Annotated in this window: 14 protein-coding genes and 1 tRNA gene; 4 read left to right on the top strand and 11 right to left on the bottom strand. The window is 65.2% G+C overall.

The window, feature by feature from the left end; translation table 11 throughout:
* Positions 1–257: 257 nt before the first annotated feature.
* The gene (locus tag ACKTTN_RS07340; protein WP_407909221.1) at positions 258–1,469 is read left to right on the top strand and encodes a DUF6161 domain-containing protein; all 1,212 of its coding nucleotides are present in this window, start codon (positions 258–260) and stop codon (positions 1,467–1,469) included.
* A gap of 28 nt (positions 1,470–1,497) precedes the next feature.
* Here the strand turns inward: ACKTTN_RS07340 and ACKTTN_RS07335 are convergent, their stop codons facing one another.
* From ACKTTN_RS07335 to ACKTTN_RS07290, 10 genes are all read right to left on the bottom strand, one after another.
* The gene (locus tag ACKTTN_RS07335) at positions 1,498–2,313 is read right to left on the bottom strand and encodes a DUF6988 family protein (protein ID WP_407909220.1); all 816 of its coding nucleotides are present in this window, start codon (positions 2,311–2,313) and stop codon (positions 1,498–1,500) included.
* A gap of 59 nt (positions 2,314–2,372) precedes the next feature.
* Positions 2,373–3,191: a hypothetical protein gene (locus ACKTTN_RS07330; protein WP_407909219.1), complete on the bottom strand. Its 819-nt coding sequence runs from the start codon at positions 3,189–3,191 to the stop codon at positions 2,373–2,375.
* Between the two features lie 76 nt (positions 3,192–3,267).
* Positions 3,268–4,080 carry a hypothetical protein gene (locus ACKTTN_RS07325; RefSeq protein WP_407909218.1) on the bottom strand — a complete coding sequence of 271 codons (813 nt, stop codon included), beginning with the start codon at positions 4,078–4,080 and terminating at the stop codon, positions 3,268–3,270.
* Positions 4,081–4,231: 151 nt separating this feature from the next.
* A complete protein-coding gene (locus tag ACKTTN_RS07320; RefSeq protein WP_407909217.1) occupies positions 4,232–4,714 on the bottom strand; it encodes a hypothetical protein in 483 nt (160 codons plus the stop codon).
* Between the two features lie 460 nt (positions 4,715–5,174).
* On the bottom strand, positions 5,175–5,405 hold the full coding sequence (locus ACKTTN_RS07315) for a hypothetical protein (protein ID WP_407909216.1): 231 nt from the start codon (positions 5,403–5,405) through the stop codon (positions 5,175–5,177).
* A gap of 22 nt (positions 5,406–5,427) precedes the next feature.
* Positions 5,428–5,622: a hypothetical protein gene (locus tag ACKTTN_RS07310; protein ID WP_407909215.1), complete on the bottom strand. Its 195-nt coding sequence runs from the start codon at positions 5,620–5,622 to the stop codon at positions 5,428–5,430.
* Positions 5,619–5,837, bottom strand: a complete 219-nt coding sequence (locus tag ACKTTN_RS07305) for a helix-turn-helix transcriptional regulator (protein WP_407910031.1) — start codon at positions 5,835–5,837, stop codon at positions 5,619–5,621. The genes ACKTTN_RS07310 and ACKTTN_RS07305 overlap by 4 nt, the downstream gene beginning before the upstream one ends.
* 63 nt (positions 5,838–5,900) lie before the next feature.
* Positions 5,901–6,227, bottom strand: a complete 327-nt coding sequence (locus ACKTTN_RS07300; RefSeq protein ID WP_407909214.1) for a hypothetical protein — start codon at positions 6,225–6,227, stop codon at positions 5,901–5,903.
* 104 nt (positions 6,228–6,331) lie between these two features.
* Positions 6,332–7,522 carry a tyrosine-type recombinase/integrase gene (locus ACKTTN_RS07295; protein ID WP_407909213.1) on the bottom strand — a complete coding sequence of 397 codons (1,191 nt, stop codon included), beginning with the start codon at positions 7,520–7,522 and terminating at the stop codon, positions 6,332–6,334.
* Between the two features lie 180 nt (positions 7,523–7,702).
* Positions 7,703–7,787: transfer RNA gene (locus ACKTTN_RS07290), tRNA-Leu, on the bottom strand.
* Between the two features lie 231 nt (positions 7,788–8,018).
* Between ACKTTN_RS07290 and parC the strand changes: the two genes are divergently transcribed.
* From parC to ACKTTN_RS07275, 3 genes are read left to right on the top strand one after another with little or no spacing between them, the layout of a single operon-like run.
* On the top strand, positions 8,019–10,262 hold the full coding sequence (gene parC / locus ACKTTN_RS07285; protein ID WP_407909212.1) for a DNA topoisomerase IV subunit A: 2,244 nt from the start codon (positions 8,019–8,021) through the stop codon (positions 10,260–10,262).
* Between the two features lie 36 nt (positions 10,263–10,298).
* The gene (locus ACKTTN_RS07280; protein ID WP_407909211.1) at positions 10,299–10,955 is read left to right on the top strand and encodes a thiopurine S-methyltransferase; all 657 of its coding nucleotides are present in this window, start codon (positions 10,299–10,301) and stop codon (positions 10,953–10,955) included.
* A gap of 46 nt (positions 10,956–11,001) precedes the next feature.
* Positions 11,002–13,338, top strand: coding sequence for a penicillin acylase family protein (locus tag ACKTTN_RS07275; protein WP_407909210.1), 2,337 nt, complete (start codon positions 11,002–11,004; stop codon positions 13,336–13,338).
* Positions 13,339–13,353: 15 nt separating this feature from the next.
* On the opposite strand, the gene ACKTTN_RS07270 is transcribed toward ACKTTN_RS07275, so the two are convergent.
* A complete protein-coding gene (locus ACKTTN_RS07270; RefSeq protein WP_407909209.1) occupies positions 13,354–16,629 on the bottom strand; it encodes an EAL domain-containing protein in 3,276 nt (1,091 codons plus the stop codon).
* Positions 16,630–16,714 lie beyond the last annotated feature (85 nt).

Raw genomic sequence — 16,714 nt, 5'->3', positions numbered from 1 at the left:
CCCGCCGATCGGCGGGTTCTTCGTAATCCGGCGATGCGATCACACTGCATCGGCCGATTGTGTTGGTGCCCGGGAGAGGACTCGGATGAATAGCGCAACCTACTGTTCTAACTGCATTTTTTCTCGCGATGCCCCGGATCGTGTCCCCTCTCGTATCCCTACGAGACGCGGACGCAGCGTTAGCCCGACAGGGTTTCTCCGTAGGATCGGGGCGGACCGCAACTACGGTTCGTCCGACGCCTTTATGCTCAGCCCCCATGACACCATTCAGATCTCCAGTAACCGCCCGCGTCTACAACTCCGACCGAGCGCTGACATTTGAAGCTGCGGATGATGTCATCGCATGGGTAGACTCGGAGCGCGAATTCTGGCGGCAATTCCCCGTAGATCGAATTCCTTCGGTAAATCTACGCAACTTCTGGGACGAGACGAGAAATTTCCTGGACACGCTTCGCTCGTTCGCGGAGCGCTACGTCGCACTCGACAACGAACAGCGCGAAGGCCAGCCCGGTGAGGACCTACGCAACCAGATGGCGTCTCAGGTAAACCAGATCGAACAGGGCCTGAGACTTACTACCTACGCCAAATCCATACCGGCGCTTGAGCGCCTCTGGGTCGATGCACCCGACGTCGCGGTCATGGTTGCACTCTCAGCCCGGAGCGACGCGGCCGGCATCATGGGGGGCTTCGGGCCGAACATCTCCGTCGCGAGCCTGGGGAATGCGCTTCAGGCGTTGTCGGTTGAGCAACCGTCAGAAGACTCGGCATGGTTCGCATCGCAGCGGCAGGAAGTGCAGCGAACCGTATCGGGGCTCGAAGCGCTTCGTGGCGAGCTAATCGAAGAACGCGACAGGACCGCCAAGGCGTTGACCAGCATGCGCGAGGAACACGACGGCGCAATGGAGTCGCGGAGCCAAGCTGCAGAAACGTTGCTGAATGAGATCCGCGAGCAGTGGAATAAGCTCAAGAAGGTCTACGACGAACAACTGGCGATGGCAGCACCCAGTCAATATTGGTCGGGCCGGGCTAACCGTCATGCAATCACTGCAGGCATCTCGGCATTCGCCTTTGCGGTGCTAGTCCTCGGTAGCCTCTGCGCCTTCTTCTATTACGCGCTCCCTCACCTAAGCGTTGTTTCGCTGCGGAAGGACACGTCGGTCGTACTCGCGCTCGTCCCGGTTGTCGTGCCCGCGTTCGGCCTTATCTGGGTAACCAAGGTCGTTGCGCGCCTGCTCAGCGAGAACTTGTCGCTCATGCGCGATGCGAAGGAACGGGAGACGATGGTAAAGACATTTCTCGCCTTTGCTCACGACGAAGAGCGCGGAAAGACGTTGCTCACGGAGCAGGACCGAATCCTCATCCTGCATGCGCTGTTCCGCCCCTCGAACATCGCAGCGGTCGACGACAGTCCGCCCGTCCATTGGTTCGACATTCTGTCCAACAAAATGGGCGAGAAGCCGAGGACATAAGGCGCGCCACTGCGGCGCGGCCAACTCATCAGCGACGCGGTCGAATCAAGTCTTCGAGGCCGACCGCACGCAATCGCTCGTTGTGTCGCCGCACAAAATCATCAAATCGCCTGACCGGACCGTCGAGGGCTGGGTTGTCACGATCATTTGCCCAACCAGATATCGTGCAAGCAAATGCGAGGCAAAAGTTGACGATCGCGACGGCATTCACCGTTACCTGATATTGCATTTCGGGCGGCACGGCGCAGCCAATTTGCCGCTGGCCGTCAACGTAGAGTGCGTGCATCGCACGTCCCCCATGCACCATCGCGCAAAGCGGGTCCCATGCGTTCTCGACCATGCGGCCGAGATTGCCTGTACCGGCTTCGGCCCCCTCTAGGCGTGCTAGCTCCTCCTGCACTTCCAAGGCCAAGTCGGGAACCGAAATTTTCGCCCACTTGTTATTCCGGGTCCGCCGCCGCGGCCCCAAGTCGTTGGCGACAAAGTCCGCGAATTCCTCCGCCGTCGCGAGTTGCGCAAAAAACACCGCTCGTAGAAACGCCTCAATCTGCGCCCCATGGAGGACGAGCGCCGCGCCAGCAAGGTCGACTGGGTTATTCGCAAATAGAAAAACCAGTGCGCGCGCATAGTCACAGGACGCACGAAGAAGTTGAATGCCGAGGAAAAGACGCTCCGAATTCGCGGGGCTTGTCACATCGGCAATTGCCTCCATGACAACCTCGATACAGCCGAGCGCATCGCGCGCGTCCTCCGCTAACTGCTCGGGCGTTGGGTCCACGCGAACCAACCGAAGATGAGCTAAACCGGCGCGAATGGACGTCGTGAGGATGCTTGGCGTGGTCACTGGATGTTCTCGCTCCTGACCGGCTCCGCACGCGACGCGCGTCCCGTCCCTTTGCGGCCCTATAGCCGAGGCGCTACGGCCGCGGCAAGACGGTCAAACTGTTCCTTAAGCAGATCTGCGTATGCGGCAAGCGCCTTAATGGCGTAAGCCGCCTGCGCATCGATCGCATCGACCACATCCTCTGGCTGCATTGGCTCAATGCCGCCAAATCCGTAGCTATATTCACGACCACCCGGCACCTCCTTAATTTCGCGCTGGATGATATTGGTGTGACCGTAGCCGAAGCGTTGTGGGATGCGGTGCTGAAAGCGCGATCTGTACTGTCCGGTGCGTTCTCGATAGTCCGCGCTGTCTATATCTGCGAGGGCTTGTTCGAACTTTGGCCACGCCGTCCAACCTTTGGCCAAGGGCGGAAGTGTATTGACGCCGATACGATCGTCTGCGGGAAGCTGCTCTTCCGACCAATCAGCGCGTACAAATGCATTTGCCTGATGAGTCGTGTGCGACGCGCAGAACGCAAAGCGCTGCTTAAGCACATAGGGCTGGCTCACCGCGCTTGTTATCAGCGGCGCCAATTGAACTGTATGTAGAAAGAATCGCTCATAGTCCGAGCATGTTGAAAGCACGACAGCCCACGCTTTGATCTCGGCAACCCATCGAATAAGCGCGTTTACGTCATTGGCTAACACTTGCAGATGCTCGCGCATCATTTCGTGGAACATCATGAGTGCGCCGTCAATGGTATCGGGCGTCGTCACCAGGTCGTAGCGCGCATAAGGTCCACGCTCCCTCATCGCCAGTTCGGCGCGCATCTGCTCGATAGACTTGAGAAGGAAAGCAGTTTGTTCGTTGAAATCTGAATTCTGGTCAATGGCCAATAGACCCTCCCAGCCTCTTCTTCCGGCCTCGCAGTGTTCTTTGCGGCAACGACGTGGAAGCTCGCGGCTAACGTGGTTACTTGGTGTTTCCATCTTTGAAGGGCGGCTTACTCGGTCCTAACCATACCGTTCCCCATTCGGCCGGTTTGTCGGACCCATCCCCCCAAAATCGTGCTCCGGACGCCCGCACGAGCTCCAAGTATCGAAGTGTATTCTCGAACTTTGACGGTACTTGGTCGATGCGCGCTCGCGTGAGGAGATCCATATCGCCGGTCTCCACGACCGTGTTAAATCTCCAGTTGATTGCGAAATGCGCGCTTTCCATTCCGTCCGGGCTGCCGTCGGCCTTCTTCTTCCACGGTATGTCGTATGGGATGAAGCAGTACTGCAGCGGTCCAGTGGGATCTTTCACTTGGGCGAAGAGTTCGGGGTATGCGGTCCAGACTGAGTCTCCGATGCATACGCCCGCCCATTCTTGATTCTTTTCCAGCAGATACGCTTCGGTCAGCGCCGCGCCCAGCGTGGTGCCGGTGTCCGGGCTGTGGTAGAGGTCACCGGCCGCCACAGCTCCTCGCACTGGCAGTTTTTTTACGAGCATCCAGACGAATAACACGCGCGTGTAGAACAGGAGCTTCAGGCAGCTCTCTGCACTGTCGTCTAGTGCAATGAGAAAAATTGAATCGGAGAAGATCCGGCGATAACACCAGGGCTGCCCGGGCTCGTGGTTTGGCAGGAAGCTGAATGTTGCGCTGCTCGAAACCTTTTTCGCGTTGAGCTTCTCGGTTTCGGCAATCGCCGCTTCGTACCGTTCGGCGAGGCCGGAGAGATCTTCAGTCTGGAGAAGGTTCTTGAAGCCAAGTATGTCGAGGAACGCAATCGCGCGTGCCATGTCCCATCCAGAGGTGCATCGGTGCTCGAGTATCGGCGCTGGCCAAAACATATCAAGAGCTCAGCCGCAATGGAGCACCACGGCGGGGCATCACCGCTCGCAGCGGCGTTGCCATCGCTGCCCGACGCTCTTCTGACATCGCAGCTCGGCGTTACGTCGCCCGCCGCCGCGGTGCACGGTGGCTATCCCGAGCGGGCGCATCCATTACATTGCCGGTAAACAGCTCACGCCAATCATGGCTGCCACGCGCCGGCGGGTCGTACGCCGTACCGTCGTCGCGCGCACTCCCTTGTGCCAATGCGCCAGCGCGCCGGGGCGACTGCCTCGAATGCGGCAACATCCGAAGTGCGCGGCGCGCTGACTGGCAGAGGGCCATGCACGCCCGCCAATGCGCCGTCGTGTCGCGATTGCGATTGGCCACCATTGCCGCCTGCGCGTTAGCGGCTTCGTCGATGAGCCTGCACAGATCGATCATTGCGCCTCTATCCGATTGCACGAAGTGACCGACGGGGACTCGCTCGAACTCCGTCACCCAGATCGAGAGCAGATGGTCAGGCAGATCAGCGGGCGCAAACACTCGATTTGGCCGGCCTTGCTCGTTATCGAGTGCCTTCTTCGCGTCCTGGTTTTCCATTTCGTGGCCTTTCGATTGATGTGCACGATGGCAGCCGGTGGGATCGTTTCTCGACGGAATTGACGTCGGCCCCCCCGCCCTCGTCGCCCTGCTACCTACGGTTTGCCAGCCCGGGCCGCCAATTCCGGCGGCGTGGAACCAGGCCGGCACATGGCACAGTCTTAGAGGTGCCCAGCGGGAGGGCCAATGCATGCGAACGACCTGCCCCGAACGGCCCGTTAGATGGGCCGACATCTGCAGCCAGCCGCCCCGCATCCGGGCCAGATTGGCCCGTGTCCGGGGCCGTGGTGGCCCGTCCGACGGGCTTGCGCTTGCGATTCGCGCGGCGCGGTAGCGGATTCGCCCACAGCCCCGAAGCGACTGTCGTCTCCGCCACGTCGAGCTTGCCATCACACCGGTCGATGGGCTGCCAGGTAAATCCATACAGCGTGGCGCGGTGTCGACCGCCCAGCCTCGTTAGCTAGATGATCCCGGCGTCGGCTAGTTCGGCCACGGCTGCCTGAAGCGAAGCATGTGATGTCCAGCCCCGCAGCTTCATCAGCTTCCGCGACGGAGAGAGGTCGCCGTTGCGTCCGTACCGATATTGCGCGCAAAGGTCGACGAACAGGCGTTTCCCGTTCGCCGACAACTCAGCGACGGCACGTGACGCCAGCACCGCCGTCGGGATCGCGATGAACGAGCCCGCAGCCAACCGACCCTTCGTTCGACGCCTGTTAGCTGCCACGCCCCATGCCCTCGGCGAGATTGGCGGTGTGCACGGACTCCAACAGCAAACGGGCAGCGCACAGCGCGCGCCGTGAGCGCTCAAGGGACTCCTCACTCGGACGATTGGCCAGCTCGGCGAGCGCGGCGTCGATCTCGTCGGCGACCAACCTCAGATCACGCGCAATGGTCGGCGCCACGTTCACGGATCACGACCTGCCGCGTTCGCGGCAATGACGGCGCCGACCCACGCGTCGATGCGATCAGACGGCCAACGCGCGCTGCGGCCGACATGTATAGGCGCTGGAAAAGCACCGCGGCGGGCCAGCCGCCAAACCTGTGTCTTGCTCAAGCCAGCGCGACGTTGAACCTCGGCCAAGGTCAACAGGCAGACCGGCCCTTCTCGTTCACCCTGTTTCATGGAAAACACCTTGATGGCGCCCGCAATGTCGGGCACTCGCAAGGTGATACCGAGAGCGAAGATCTAGGTAATGCGCTTCGTCCGACGAACCTGCCGCACGTACTGGGCGGTACACCGCAAGCGCTTCGCGAGCGCAGCAGCCGAAAGCTTCGGAGACGCCTTCAGGATTTTCGCCTTGATCGTGCTTTCCTCGCGCTCCTTGGCGCGCTTTCGCAGTCCGGCAGCCTGCCTCTCGGATGCATGGGCCCTGCGGGCTGCAAGAACCACCACGCGTTCCTGCCGGCGACACCAAGCCCGCATCCTCTTGCGGATCGAGCGGATGATCCGGCCGAAGTGCTCGACGGGCAGCAACCCCGTCTTGATCATGTCGAGCGCGATCTCCTGCGCCACGATGTCACCCTCAGCGTCGCTCCAAAGCATGCGGGCAGGCCCACCGCGAGTGAACTCGTACTGCAGCACCGGCTGCGACGGTGCCCGAGGTGAGCGGGCCATATTCACTCCGTAAGCGAGTCGAGAAAGTCCGCCCAAGCCTGCATCACCCGTCGACGCTCCTCGAGGTGCTGCGTCCGGTCGTACGCCTTGTTGACGTCACCCTTCTTCGCATGGGCGAGCTGGGCCTCCAGAACGTCCATATCAATCCCCAGACGTTCGCGACCGATTGTGCGAAGCGTAGCGCGGAAGCCGTGGGTCGCGTGCTTCCCCTTAAAGCCCATATCTCTCAGCGCCTTCGACAGGGAGTCGCGATGCAGATGCGGCGTCTTCTGGCGGGCCTGTGCGGGAAACACGTAGCCCGAACCGCCAGAGAACTGGCGCATCAACTCGAGGTCCGCCAACGCCTGGCGAGGCAAAGGAACGATGTGCGCGTGACGCGTCTTCATGCGGCTCGCTGGGACGTGCCACTCGGCGAGATCGAGGTTGATTTCGTCCCAGCGAGCTGAAGCCACGACGCCCGGGCGCATGGCTGTGAACATAGCCAAGCGCAGAGCGGCGCGAGTGACCGGCGACGAGTAATCACGCAGCGCGATCAACAACAGCTTCAGCTCGCGAATCTCCGTTGCCGCACTGATGTGCGACTTGGCGTGGCGCGGGACTGTGCCTTTCAGCGCGAGGACGCGGCCGTCCTCTCGTAGGCCGCGCTTGATCGCGAAATCGACGATGCCGGCCAAGTACTGCCGCGCTTTTACCGCCAAGCTGGGCGCCTTGTCGGCGATCTCCTCGAGAACTTCGGCTGCCTGGCGCGTGTTGAGCGTCGCTATGGTCGTTCGCTTCAATCGCGGCACGAGGTAAGTGGTCGTCACATATGTCGCCTTCCGCAACGTCTCGGCCGACCATTCCTTTGCCTTGAACGCCAGCCAGTCCGCAGCGACAGCCTCAAAGGCGCCTGCGGTCTCCAAACGGGCGACATCCTTCGTAGCACGGCGGGCGACCGCCGGATCCGTGCCGTTACGCAACAGCGCACGCGCTTGGTCGCGGTACTGCCGGGCCTGCGCCAACGACACCTCACGCAGGTTGCCGAAGGCGATTCGGTTTTCGCGTCCGTCCGGGCGGCGATACTTAAAGCGCCAATGGCGTTCGCCCGACGGCGTCACGATGGCGTGCAGACCGCCACCGTCCCACAGTGGAAAGTCGTCGTTCTTCGCACTGCGCAGGCGAACCTGCGTGAGCGGCGTGGCTTGGCGCGGCATGAGGTAGGGAGATTCTGGGCCCCACCACCGGGTGGCGCTGGCGGCCGTATCCCCAACCGTATCCTTACGATACTGGCCATGCAACGGGACTTCCGGGGCTTGCAGGCAACAAAAAAGCCTCGCTTTCGCGAGGCTTTTCGGTCGTTCCAGATCCGCGAGGGACTTCCTGAAACATTTGGATGGTGCCCGGGAGAGGACTCGAACCTCCACGGTTTTACCCGCTAGTACCTGAAACTAGTGCGTCTACCAATTCCGCCACCCGGGCCTGGCCGGCGACTGGCGTCACCGGCGAGGGCGCGTATGTTCGCCGCCGGTGCAGGCGATGTCAACGGCACGGCGTCGCAGGATTCAGCACGCGCGGCGGTCGCGGCCGCTGAGACCTCGTCGCCGGATGCTGGCGACGTCCAGCGCGCACGTAGAATCCATGCGAAATCGAACTCCCGCGGGCCGAGCCCGCGCCATCGCGAGCGCCGCTCGCGTCGCCTCCCGGAAATCCATGACCGATTCGCCCCGCTCCACCTTCCACGGCTTCGAGCAGATTCCGCTGCGCGAGTACGCCGAGCGCGCCTACCTCGACTACTCGATGTACGTGGTGCTCGACCGCGCCCTGCCCTTCATCGGCGACGGCCTGAAGCCGGTGCAGCGCCGCATCATCTATTCGATGAGCGAGCTGGGCCTCAACGCCGGCGCGAAGCCGAAGAAGTCGGCGCGCACGGTCGGTGACGTGATCGGCAAGTTCCATCCGCACGGGGACTCGGCCTGCTACGAAGCGCTGGTGCTGATGGCGCAGCCGTTCTCGTACCGTTATCCGCTGATCGAGGGCCAGGGCAACTTCGGTTCGCAGGACGACCCGAAGTCATTCGCGGCGATGCGTTACACCGAATCGAAGCTGACTCCAATCGCCGAAGTGCTGCTGGGCGAACTCGCGCACGGCACGGTCGACTGGGATCCGAATTTCGACGGCACCCTCGAGGAGCCGAGCTGGTTGCCGGCGCGCCTGCCGCACCTGCTGCTCAACGGCACCACCGGCATCGCGGTCGGCATGGCGACCGACGTGCCGCCGCACGACCTGCGCGAAGTCGTGAGCGCCTGCGTGCGCCTGCTCGACGACCCGGATGCGACGACGCGCGACCTGTGCGAGCACGTGCTCGGCCCGGATTACCCGACGACCGCCGAAATCATCACGCCGCGCGCGGACATCCTGCAGATGTACGAGACCGGCCTCGGCGGCGTGCGCGCCCGCGCGGTCTGGCACAAGGACGGGCAGAACATCGTCATCACCGCGCTGCCTTACCAGGTGTCGCCGGGCAAGGTGATCGAACAGATCGCCACGCAGATGCGCGCGAAGAAACTGCCGTGGCTGGAGGACATCCGCGACGAGTCAGACCACGCCAATCCCACGCGCATCGTGCTGATCACGCGCAGCAACCGCGTCGACGTCGAGCCGTTGATGGGCCACCTGTTCGCGACCACCGACCTCGAACGCTCGTACCGCATCAACTTCAACATCATCGGCCTGGACGGCAAGCCGCAGGTCAAGGGCCTGAAGGCGCTGCTGAGCGAATGGCTGCAGTTCCGAAGCGATACCGTGACGCGTCGCCTGACGCATCGCCTCGAGCGCGTCGAACGCCGCCTGCACATGCTCGAAGGCCTGCTCGTCGCCTTCCTCAACCTCGACGAAGTCATCCGCATCATCCGCAGCGAGGACGAGCCCAAGCCCGTGCTGATGGCGCGTTTCGAACTCACCGAAGAACAGACGGACTACATCCTGGAAACGCGGCTGCGCCAGCTCGCCCGCCTCGAGGAAATGAAGATCCGTGGCGAGCAGGACGAACTCGCCGCCGAGCGTGAACGCATCCAGTCGATCCTTGCCAGCCGGTCGAAGCTGCGCAAGCTGATCAAGGACGAACTGGTCGCCGACGCCAAGAAGTTCGGCGACGAGCGCCGTTCGCCGCTGGTCGCGCGCGGCGCGGCGCAGGCGATCTCGGAAAATGAGCTGGTTGCCAGCGAACCGATGACCGTCGTCGTCAGCCAGAAGGGCTGGGTGCGCGCGGCCAAGGGCCACGAGATCGACGCCGCCGGCCTGTCCTATCGCGAAGGCGACGAGCTGCTCGCCGCGGTGCGCACGCGCAGCACCGCGCAGGTCGCGTTCCTCGATTCCACCGGCCGCAGCTACTCGGCGCTGGTGCACACGCTGCCGTCGGCGCGCGGCAATGGCGAACCGCTGACCGGCCGCTTCTCCCCGCCGTCGGGCGCGTCGTTCCAGTCGATCGCGAGCGGCGAGTCGGAGCAGACGTTCCTGCTGTCGACCAGCCACGGCTACGGCTTCGTCACCAGGTTCGAGAACCTCGTCAGCCGCAACAAGGCCGGCAAGGCGATGGTGTCGCTGACGCCGAACGCCGAAGTGCTGCAACCCGCGGTCGCGCCGAGCAGCAAGGGCGCGCGTGTCGTGGCCGCCACCAGCGCCGGCCACGTGCTGGTGTTCCCGGTCGACCAGCTGCCCGAGATGGATCGCGGCAAGGGCAACAAGATCATCGACATCCCGAAGGCCAAGCTCGGTACCGAGCGCGTGGTCGACGTCGTGGTGGTCACGCCGGAGCAGTCGCTGGTCGTGCTCTCGGGTTCGCGCACGATGACGCTGTCGTACAAGGAACTCGATGCCTACACCGGGCAGCGCGCGACGCGCGGGGGCCTGTTGCCGCGCGGCTGGCAGAAGGTCGAAGGCCTGCTGGTCGAGTGACCGCAGCGCGCAACGTCATGCACGGGAACTAGGGCGATGGACGCAGGCTTCTGGCATTCGCGGTGGCACGAAGGGCGGATCGGCTTCCATCAGGACCGCCCCACGCCGCTGATGCTCAAGCACTGGCCGGCACTCGGGGTGAAGGCCGGGGCGCGCGTGTTCGTGCCGCTGTGCGGCAAGTCGCTCGATCTCGCGTGGTTTGCGTCGCAGGGCTTGCGGGTGCTGGGCGTCGAGTTGTCGTCGCGGGCCATCGAGCAGTTCTTCGACGAGCATGGGCTGACGCCGGAGATCGCGACCAGCCGATACGGGCAGCACTACCGCACGCAGGACATCGAAATCATCTGCGGTGATGCGTTCGCGCTGGACGAGGATGCGTTACGCGATTGCGATGCGGTGTTCGACCGCGCGGCGCTGATCGCGTTGCCGGCGACGATGCGGGAGAGCTACGTGCGCGAGCTCTACGCACGCCTTCCGGCGCGCTGCCGCGGACTGGTGATCACGCTCGAATATCCGCAGCACGAAAAGGCCGGGCCGCCGTTTTCCGTGGAGGAAAACGAAGTACTCGCCCTGTATGGCCGCGACTGGGGCGTCGACCTGCTGGAGCGCCGCGACATCCTCGACAGCCAGCCCGCGTTCGTGGCCGAAGGCGTGACGGCGCTGTCCATCGCCGTCTACAGGATCGACCGCCGCTGATCGCGTGCCCCGCGTACAGTACGGCGGGGCTCACGAGGAAATCGGCATGACGCGTTGGACTCGACGGATCGCGCGCGTCGCGATCGCGCTGGTGGTTCTGGTCGCGCTCCTGGCGCTGGCGGCGTGGCTGGCGATGCGTGGCAGCGTGCCGCGAATGGACGGCCAGGTCGCCCTGCCCGGCCTGTCGGCGCCGGTGACGATCCAGCGCGACGCACTCGGCGTCGTCACCATCGACGCGGCGAACGAAGCCGATGCGATGCGTGCACTGGGTTACGTGCACGGGCAGGAACGCTTCTTCGAGATGGACCTGATGCGGCGCGTCGCCGCGGGCGAGCTGTCCGAACTGTTCGGAGCGCGCGCGTTCCCGATCGACGCCAAGCATCGGCAGGACCGCCTGCGTGCGCGCGTCACGACGAATCTCGATGCCGCGCTCGGCGGCCGTCGCGCAGTGGTCGACGCCTACGTCGCGGGCATCAATGCCGGCAACGACTCGTTGCGCGTGCGCCCATGGCCCTACCTGCTACTACGGAAGGCGCCGCGCCGATGGGCGATCGAGGACACGCCGCTGGTTGGCTACGCGATGTATTACGACCTGCAGGACGCCAACGGAACGCGCGAGCTCGCGTTGTCGCAGGCGCTGCCGAAGTTGCCGCCCGCACTGCAGGCGCTGGTGCTGCGCGACGGCAGCAGCTGGGACGCGCCGCTGGAAGGCGCGCCGCGTGGCGATGCGACGTTGCCCGCAAGCAATGCCGTCGACCTGCGCTACTGGACTGCGCAAGCGCGACGCATTCCGGCGCTCACGCCGCGCCCCGAGGTCGGCAGCAACAACTTCGCCGTCGCCGGCGCACTGACGCGCGACGGCCGCGCGATCCTCGCCGACGACATGCACCTGGGCCTGCGCGTGCCGGATATCTGGCTACGCGCGCGACTGCGTTATGGCGATGCGCGCGCACCGGGCGGCCGCGTCGACGTCACCGGTTTCACGTTGCCGGGCCTGCCCGGCGTGATCGTCGGAAGCAATACGCACGTCGCATGGGGTTTCACCAACAGCTATGGCGACTGGCTGGACTGGATCGTCGTGCCAGGTTGTCATCGCGCGTCGTGCCCGATGGCGCGGGTCGTGCACGAACGTGTGCTGCCCGACATGACCGTCGACGTGCACGAAACGCCGTGGGGTCCGATCGATCATTTCGATGCCGACGACCGTGCGCTGGTGCGCCGCTGGGTTGCACATCTTCCGGGCGCGTTGAACCTCGGCCTTCTGGACATGGCGACCGCGTCGTCAATCGACGACGCGATGCGCGTTGCCGACGCGACCGCGATTCCCGCGCAGAACCTGCTGGTCGCCGACCGTAGCGGTCGCATCGCATGGCGTCTGCTCGGGCCGGTTCCGCAACGCACGGCGGGTTGCAACGGCGCGGGAATCTCCGATGGCGCGACCTGCCCGCCGTGGCCGATATCGACCGCCGCCACGCCGTCGGTGATCGATCCCTCCTCCGGCCGGCTGTGGTCGGCGAACGCCCGCGTGACCGACGGCGACGACCTGCGACGCATCGGCGATGGCGGCTACGTGCTGGCGGTTCGTGCGCGACGCATCCGCGACGACCTGATGTCGAAATCCAGGTTCGACGAACGCGACCTGCTGGCGATCCAGCTCGACGACCGCAGCGTCTTCCTGCAGCGCTGGGCGACGTTGATGCACGAGGCCGCATCGCGCAGCCCATCCGGCTCGGCGCTGCGCATGCTCGATCGCGGCCCACTCGAACCGCGCGCGAGCGCCGATGCCGTGCAATACCGCTTCGTGCGCGCCTGGCGACAGGCGGTGCTCGATCGCGTGCGCGAAGGGCTGCTGATGCCCGCCCGCGTCGCGCTCGGCGCGGACGCCGACATGCCGGAGATTCCGCAACTGGAAGGCGTCGCGTGGCCGATGGTGACGCAGCGTCCGGCGAACCTGCTCAACCCGCGCTACGTGTCATGGGATGCATTGTTCGACGATGCCGCCGCGCAGGTTCGCGACACGATCGCCAAGCGCGGCCCGCTGGCGAAGCGCACGTGGGGCGAGCGCAACACCGCAGCGATCTGCCATCCGCTCGCGGCCGCACTGCCGTTCGCGCGTCGCCTCCTGTGCATGCGCGCGGAACCGCTCGATGGCGACAGCCTGACCCCACGCGCGGTCGCGCCCGATTTCGGCGCGTCCGAGCGGATGGTGGTGGCGCCGGGGCACGAGGCGGAGGGCATCACGCACGTGCCCGGCGGGCCGACCGGCAATCCGGCGTCGCCCTATTGGGCGGCGGGCCATGACGACTGGGTCCACGGCCGCGCGACACCGTTCCTGCCTGGAGACGCCACGCATCGCATGACGCTGAATCCTGCGACGCGCTGAAACGCGCCGAAATCGTCAGGCGATCTCGGTCGTCGCGATCACTGCCGCGCGTTCGCGTTCGACATAACGCATGAGCAGCGGCAGCAGCTCCTCGAACGGCATCGGACGACCGAGCAGGTAGCCCTGCACTTCGTCGATGTGGCGTTCGCGCAGCCAGTCGAGCTGCATCGCGGTTTCCACGCCTTCCGCAACGGTGCGGATGTCGAGTGCGTGCGCCAGACCGATGATGGAGTTGCAGATCGCGGCGTCGTCCTCGTCGGAGCCGAGGTCGCGCACGAACGAGCGGTCGATCTTCAGGCGGTCGATCGGGAAACGCTTGAGGTAGGCAAGGCTGGAATAGCCGGTACCGAAGTCGTCGATCGAGAAGCTCACGCCCATCTCCGCGATCTGCCGCATCAGCTCGATCGCGCGTTCGGGGTCCTGCATCAGCAGCCCTTCGGTGATCTCGAGTTCCAGCACGTCGTGCGGCAGCGAATGGCGTTGCACGGTTTCGGCGACGTGCTGCACCAACTCGTCGTTGAACTGCGCGGGCGACACGTTCACGGCGACGCGCAGGTGCGGCAGGCCTGCGTCGGCCAGCAGGCGGTAGTGACGGGCGGCCTGGTCGAGCACGCGACGCCCAAGTTCGACGATCAGGCCGCTCTCTTCGCACACCGGGATGAATTCGCCCGGCATCAGCAGCCCGCGTTCCGGGTGGATCCAGCGCACCAGCGTTTCGAGCGCGACCGGACGGTCGTTGCCGTCGAACAGCGGCTGGAACACCGGCACGAACTCGTCGCGCTCGAGCGCACGGCGCAACTCGGAGACCAACTGCACGCGGCGCGACACGCCGTCGACGAACTCGGCCTGGAACGGCACTGCGCGGTTGCGGCCCTGGCGCTTGGCCTGGTGCATCGCGAGGTCGCCATGCTTGAGCAGCGTCTCGACGTCGTTGCCGGCTTCCGGGAAGCGGCACCAGCCCAGGCTGGCGGTAAGCATGTGTTGCGTGTCGCCGACATCGATCGGTCGCGCGAGCGCTTCGCCGATGCGACGGATGACTTCGGTCGCGCCGCTATCGCCCATCTGTTCGGTAAGGATGATGACGAACTCGTCGCCGCCGAAACGCGCGACGGTGTCGGTCTCGCGCGCCACCGAACGCAGGCGTTGCGCGACCTCGCACAGCACCTGGTCGCCTGCGCTGTGGCCGAGCGTATCGTTGACCAGCTTGAAATCGTCGAGGTCGATGAAGATCAGCACGCCGTCGCGGCCGTAGCGCTGCGCGTTGAGCAGCGCCTGCTGCAGGCGGTCCTGCAGCAGCTGCCGGTTCGGCAGGTCGGTCAGCGCGTCGTGCGTGGCGCGGTAGGCCAGGCGCGCTTCGTAGCTTTCGCGCTCGCTCATGTCGAGCATGCCGCCGACCACGCGCAATGCACGGCCGGTGGTGTCGCGCTGGATGAAGGCGCGATCGATCACCAGGGCGTAGCTGCCATCGCCGCGACGATAGCGGTACTGCTCACGCCATTCGTCCTCGCCGCCGTCGAGGGCGTCCTTCAGCCCGCTGACGACGCGTGCATGGTCGCTGGGGTGAACACGCGTCGCCCATTCGTCCACCGGGACCACCGGCTGCGGCAAGGTGCCGAAGCGCGTGTAGTAACTCTCGCTCCACCACACTTCGCCACGGTCGACGTCGTAGTCGTAGATGACGTCGTTGCTTGCGCGCGAAACGAGATGGAAGCGCTCTTCGGCGCGCTCGCGCTCGGTCACGTCCTGCGCGGCGACCAGGCGCGCGGCGCGGCCGTGGAAGTCGATGTCATGGTTGAAGATCGCCATGCGCATCGTGTGGCCGTCGCGATGCAGGTGCGTCCACACGCGGCCCTGGGGTCGTTCAGAGGATGCATCGGACGCGGCCTTGCGCACGGCGTCGTATTCGGACTCGGGGCGGATCGACAGCATGCTCGCGCCGACCAGTTCGTCGCGCGAATAGCCGTAGTGCGCCACCATCGCGTCGTTGATCGCGAGGATCTCCAGCGTGGCGCGGTCGAACACCCACATCGGCAGCGGGTTGTGTTCGAACAGGAAGCGATAGTCGCCTTCGGCACGCACCGCGCGCGCACGCGCGTCGGCGAGTTCGGTGATGTCCTGCTGGAAACCGCGGACGATCGAATGGCCGTCGTCGTCGCGTGCGAACACGCTGCGCGCGAGCACCGCGCGTTCGACGCCGTCCGGCCGGATGATCCGGAACTGCATTTCCGTGGGTTCGGGACCGGGCTGCATCGAGCGCGAGAGCGCGCGCACGGCCTCGACGTCGTCGGGATGCACCATCGCGAACACGTCGTCGAGCCGCAGCGTGCGCGTGTCGTCGGGCAAGCCGTAGATGCGCGCGCCGTGGCGGGTGACGTGGAGCACGCGCGCCTTCGGGTCCCATTCGTATTCGCCGAGCATCGCGAGCGTCTTCGCCTGCTCGAGGCGTTCCTCGCGGTTGTGCAGCACGTGCAGCGCGCGGTCGAAGCGCCGCACCAGCCAGCCCCATGCAAGCGCGAGCAGCAATGCGATCAGGCAGATCGCGCCGGCGGGACGCCCCCAGATGTCGAACAACGCCGGCGGTTCGGTACCGACGATGATGGTCAGGCCGGTGCCGGGGAGTCGCCGGAATGCGTGCTCGCGCCGGCGTCCGTCGCTGATCGTGGCCGAGATGTAGCGGCCTTCGCGCAGGGCCGCGCGTTCCGGCGCGAACAGCGGCGACGCGGCCATCGATTCGCCGATCGACCGCTCGCTGCGGAACGAACCGGCGACCAGCACGCGCCCGTCCTGCACCAGGCTGACGAAATCACGACCGTCGAGGCGATAGCCGCGGACCACGGCAGTGAGCACGCGCGCATCGACCGTCGCGCTGATCACCCGGTCGCCAACGCGTCGCCACACCGGCAGCTGCCACGTGCGCCCGACCTGCACGGGCACGCCGACTGCCGCCCAGTCCGACGCCGGTGCATCGGCGGTGGTCACGGGTCGAACGTGGACGTCGTGCATGGGAACGAGCTGGCCGTCGGCGGACGGCGTCACCACGTCCTCGAGCTGGCGACCGATCAGCGTCAGGCGATCGAGCAACTGGCGCTGCACGGCGTCGGCAACCAGCCGGCTGCGCAACTCGCGCGCGTTCTGGTACTCGCGATAGTCGGTCGCGGCGAGGATCACCGCAATCACCGGCAGCAGCGCCGCCAGCCCCCAGCCCACGGCGAGCAGGCGCAGCCGGCGCCGGTCGCGCGCAGACCTTGCGGTGTCGCGGGAGGTGCTCGAGGTCGCCCCGGTGGAAGTCATGCCGCTCCGATCACTGCGTGACGAGGCGGCCGACCACCCATGGGCGTCGGCCGGACCCGCGTTCTCCCGTTCGTTAACGGGCGCG

The organism is Lysobacter claricitrinus (genome assembly GCF_045866565.1).
Lineage (GTDB): Bacteria > Pseudomonadota > Gammaproteobacteria > Xanthomonadales > Xanthomonadaceae > Cognatilysobacter > Cognatilysobacter claricitrinus.
This window is presented reverse-complemented; position numbering and strand designations above follow the sequence as displayed.

Bases quoted from the DNA above. Each gene is read 5' to 3' on its own strand.
- ACKTTN_RS07275 (WP_407909210.1), top strand. From the start codon at position 11,002: ATGACGCGTTGGACTCGACGGATCGCGCGCGTCGCGATCGCGCTGGTG.
- ACKTTN_RS07325 (WP_407909218.1), bottom strand. From the start codon at position 4,080: ATGGCACGCGCGATTGCGTTCCTCGACATACTTGGCTTCAAGAACCTT.
- ACKTTN_RS07320 (WP_407909217.1), bottom strand. From the start codon at position 4,714: ATGGAAAACCAGGACGCGAAGAAGGCACTCGATAACGAGCAAGGCCGG.
- ACKTTN_RS07340 (WP_407909221.1), top strand. From the start codon at position 258: ATGACACCATTCAGATCTCCAGTAACCGCCCGCGTCTACAACTCCGAC.
- ACKTTN_RS07295 (WP_407909213.1), bottom strand. From the start codon at position 7,522: ATGCCGCGCCAAGCCACGCCGCTCACGCAGGTTCGCCTGCGCAGTGCG.
- ACKTTN_RS07305 (WP_407910031.1), bottom strand. From the start codon at position 5,837: ATGAAACAGGGTGAACGAGAAGGGCCGGTCTGCCTGTTGACCTTGGCC.
- ACKTTN_RS07270 (WP_407909209.1), bottom strand. From the start codon at position 16,629: ATGACTTCCACCGGGGCGACCTCGAGCACCTCCCGCGACACCGCAAGG.
- ACKTTN_RS07280 (WP_407909211.1), top strand. From the start codon at position 10,299: ATGGACGCAGGCTTCTGGCATTCGCGGTGGCACGAAGGGCGGATCGGC.
- parC (WP_407909212.1), top strand. From the start codon at position 8,019: ATGACCGATTCGCCCCGCTCCACCTTCCACGGCTTCGAGCAGATTCCG.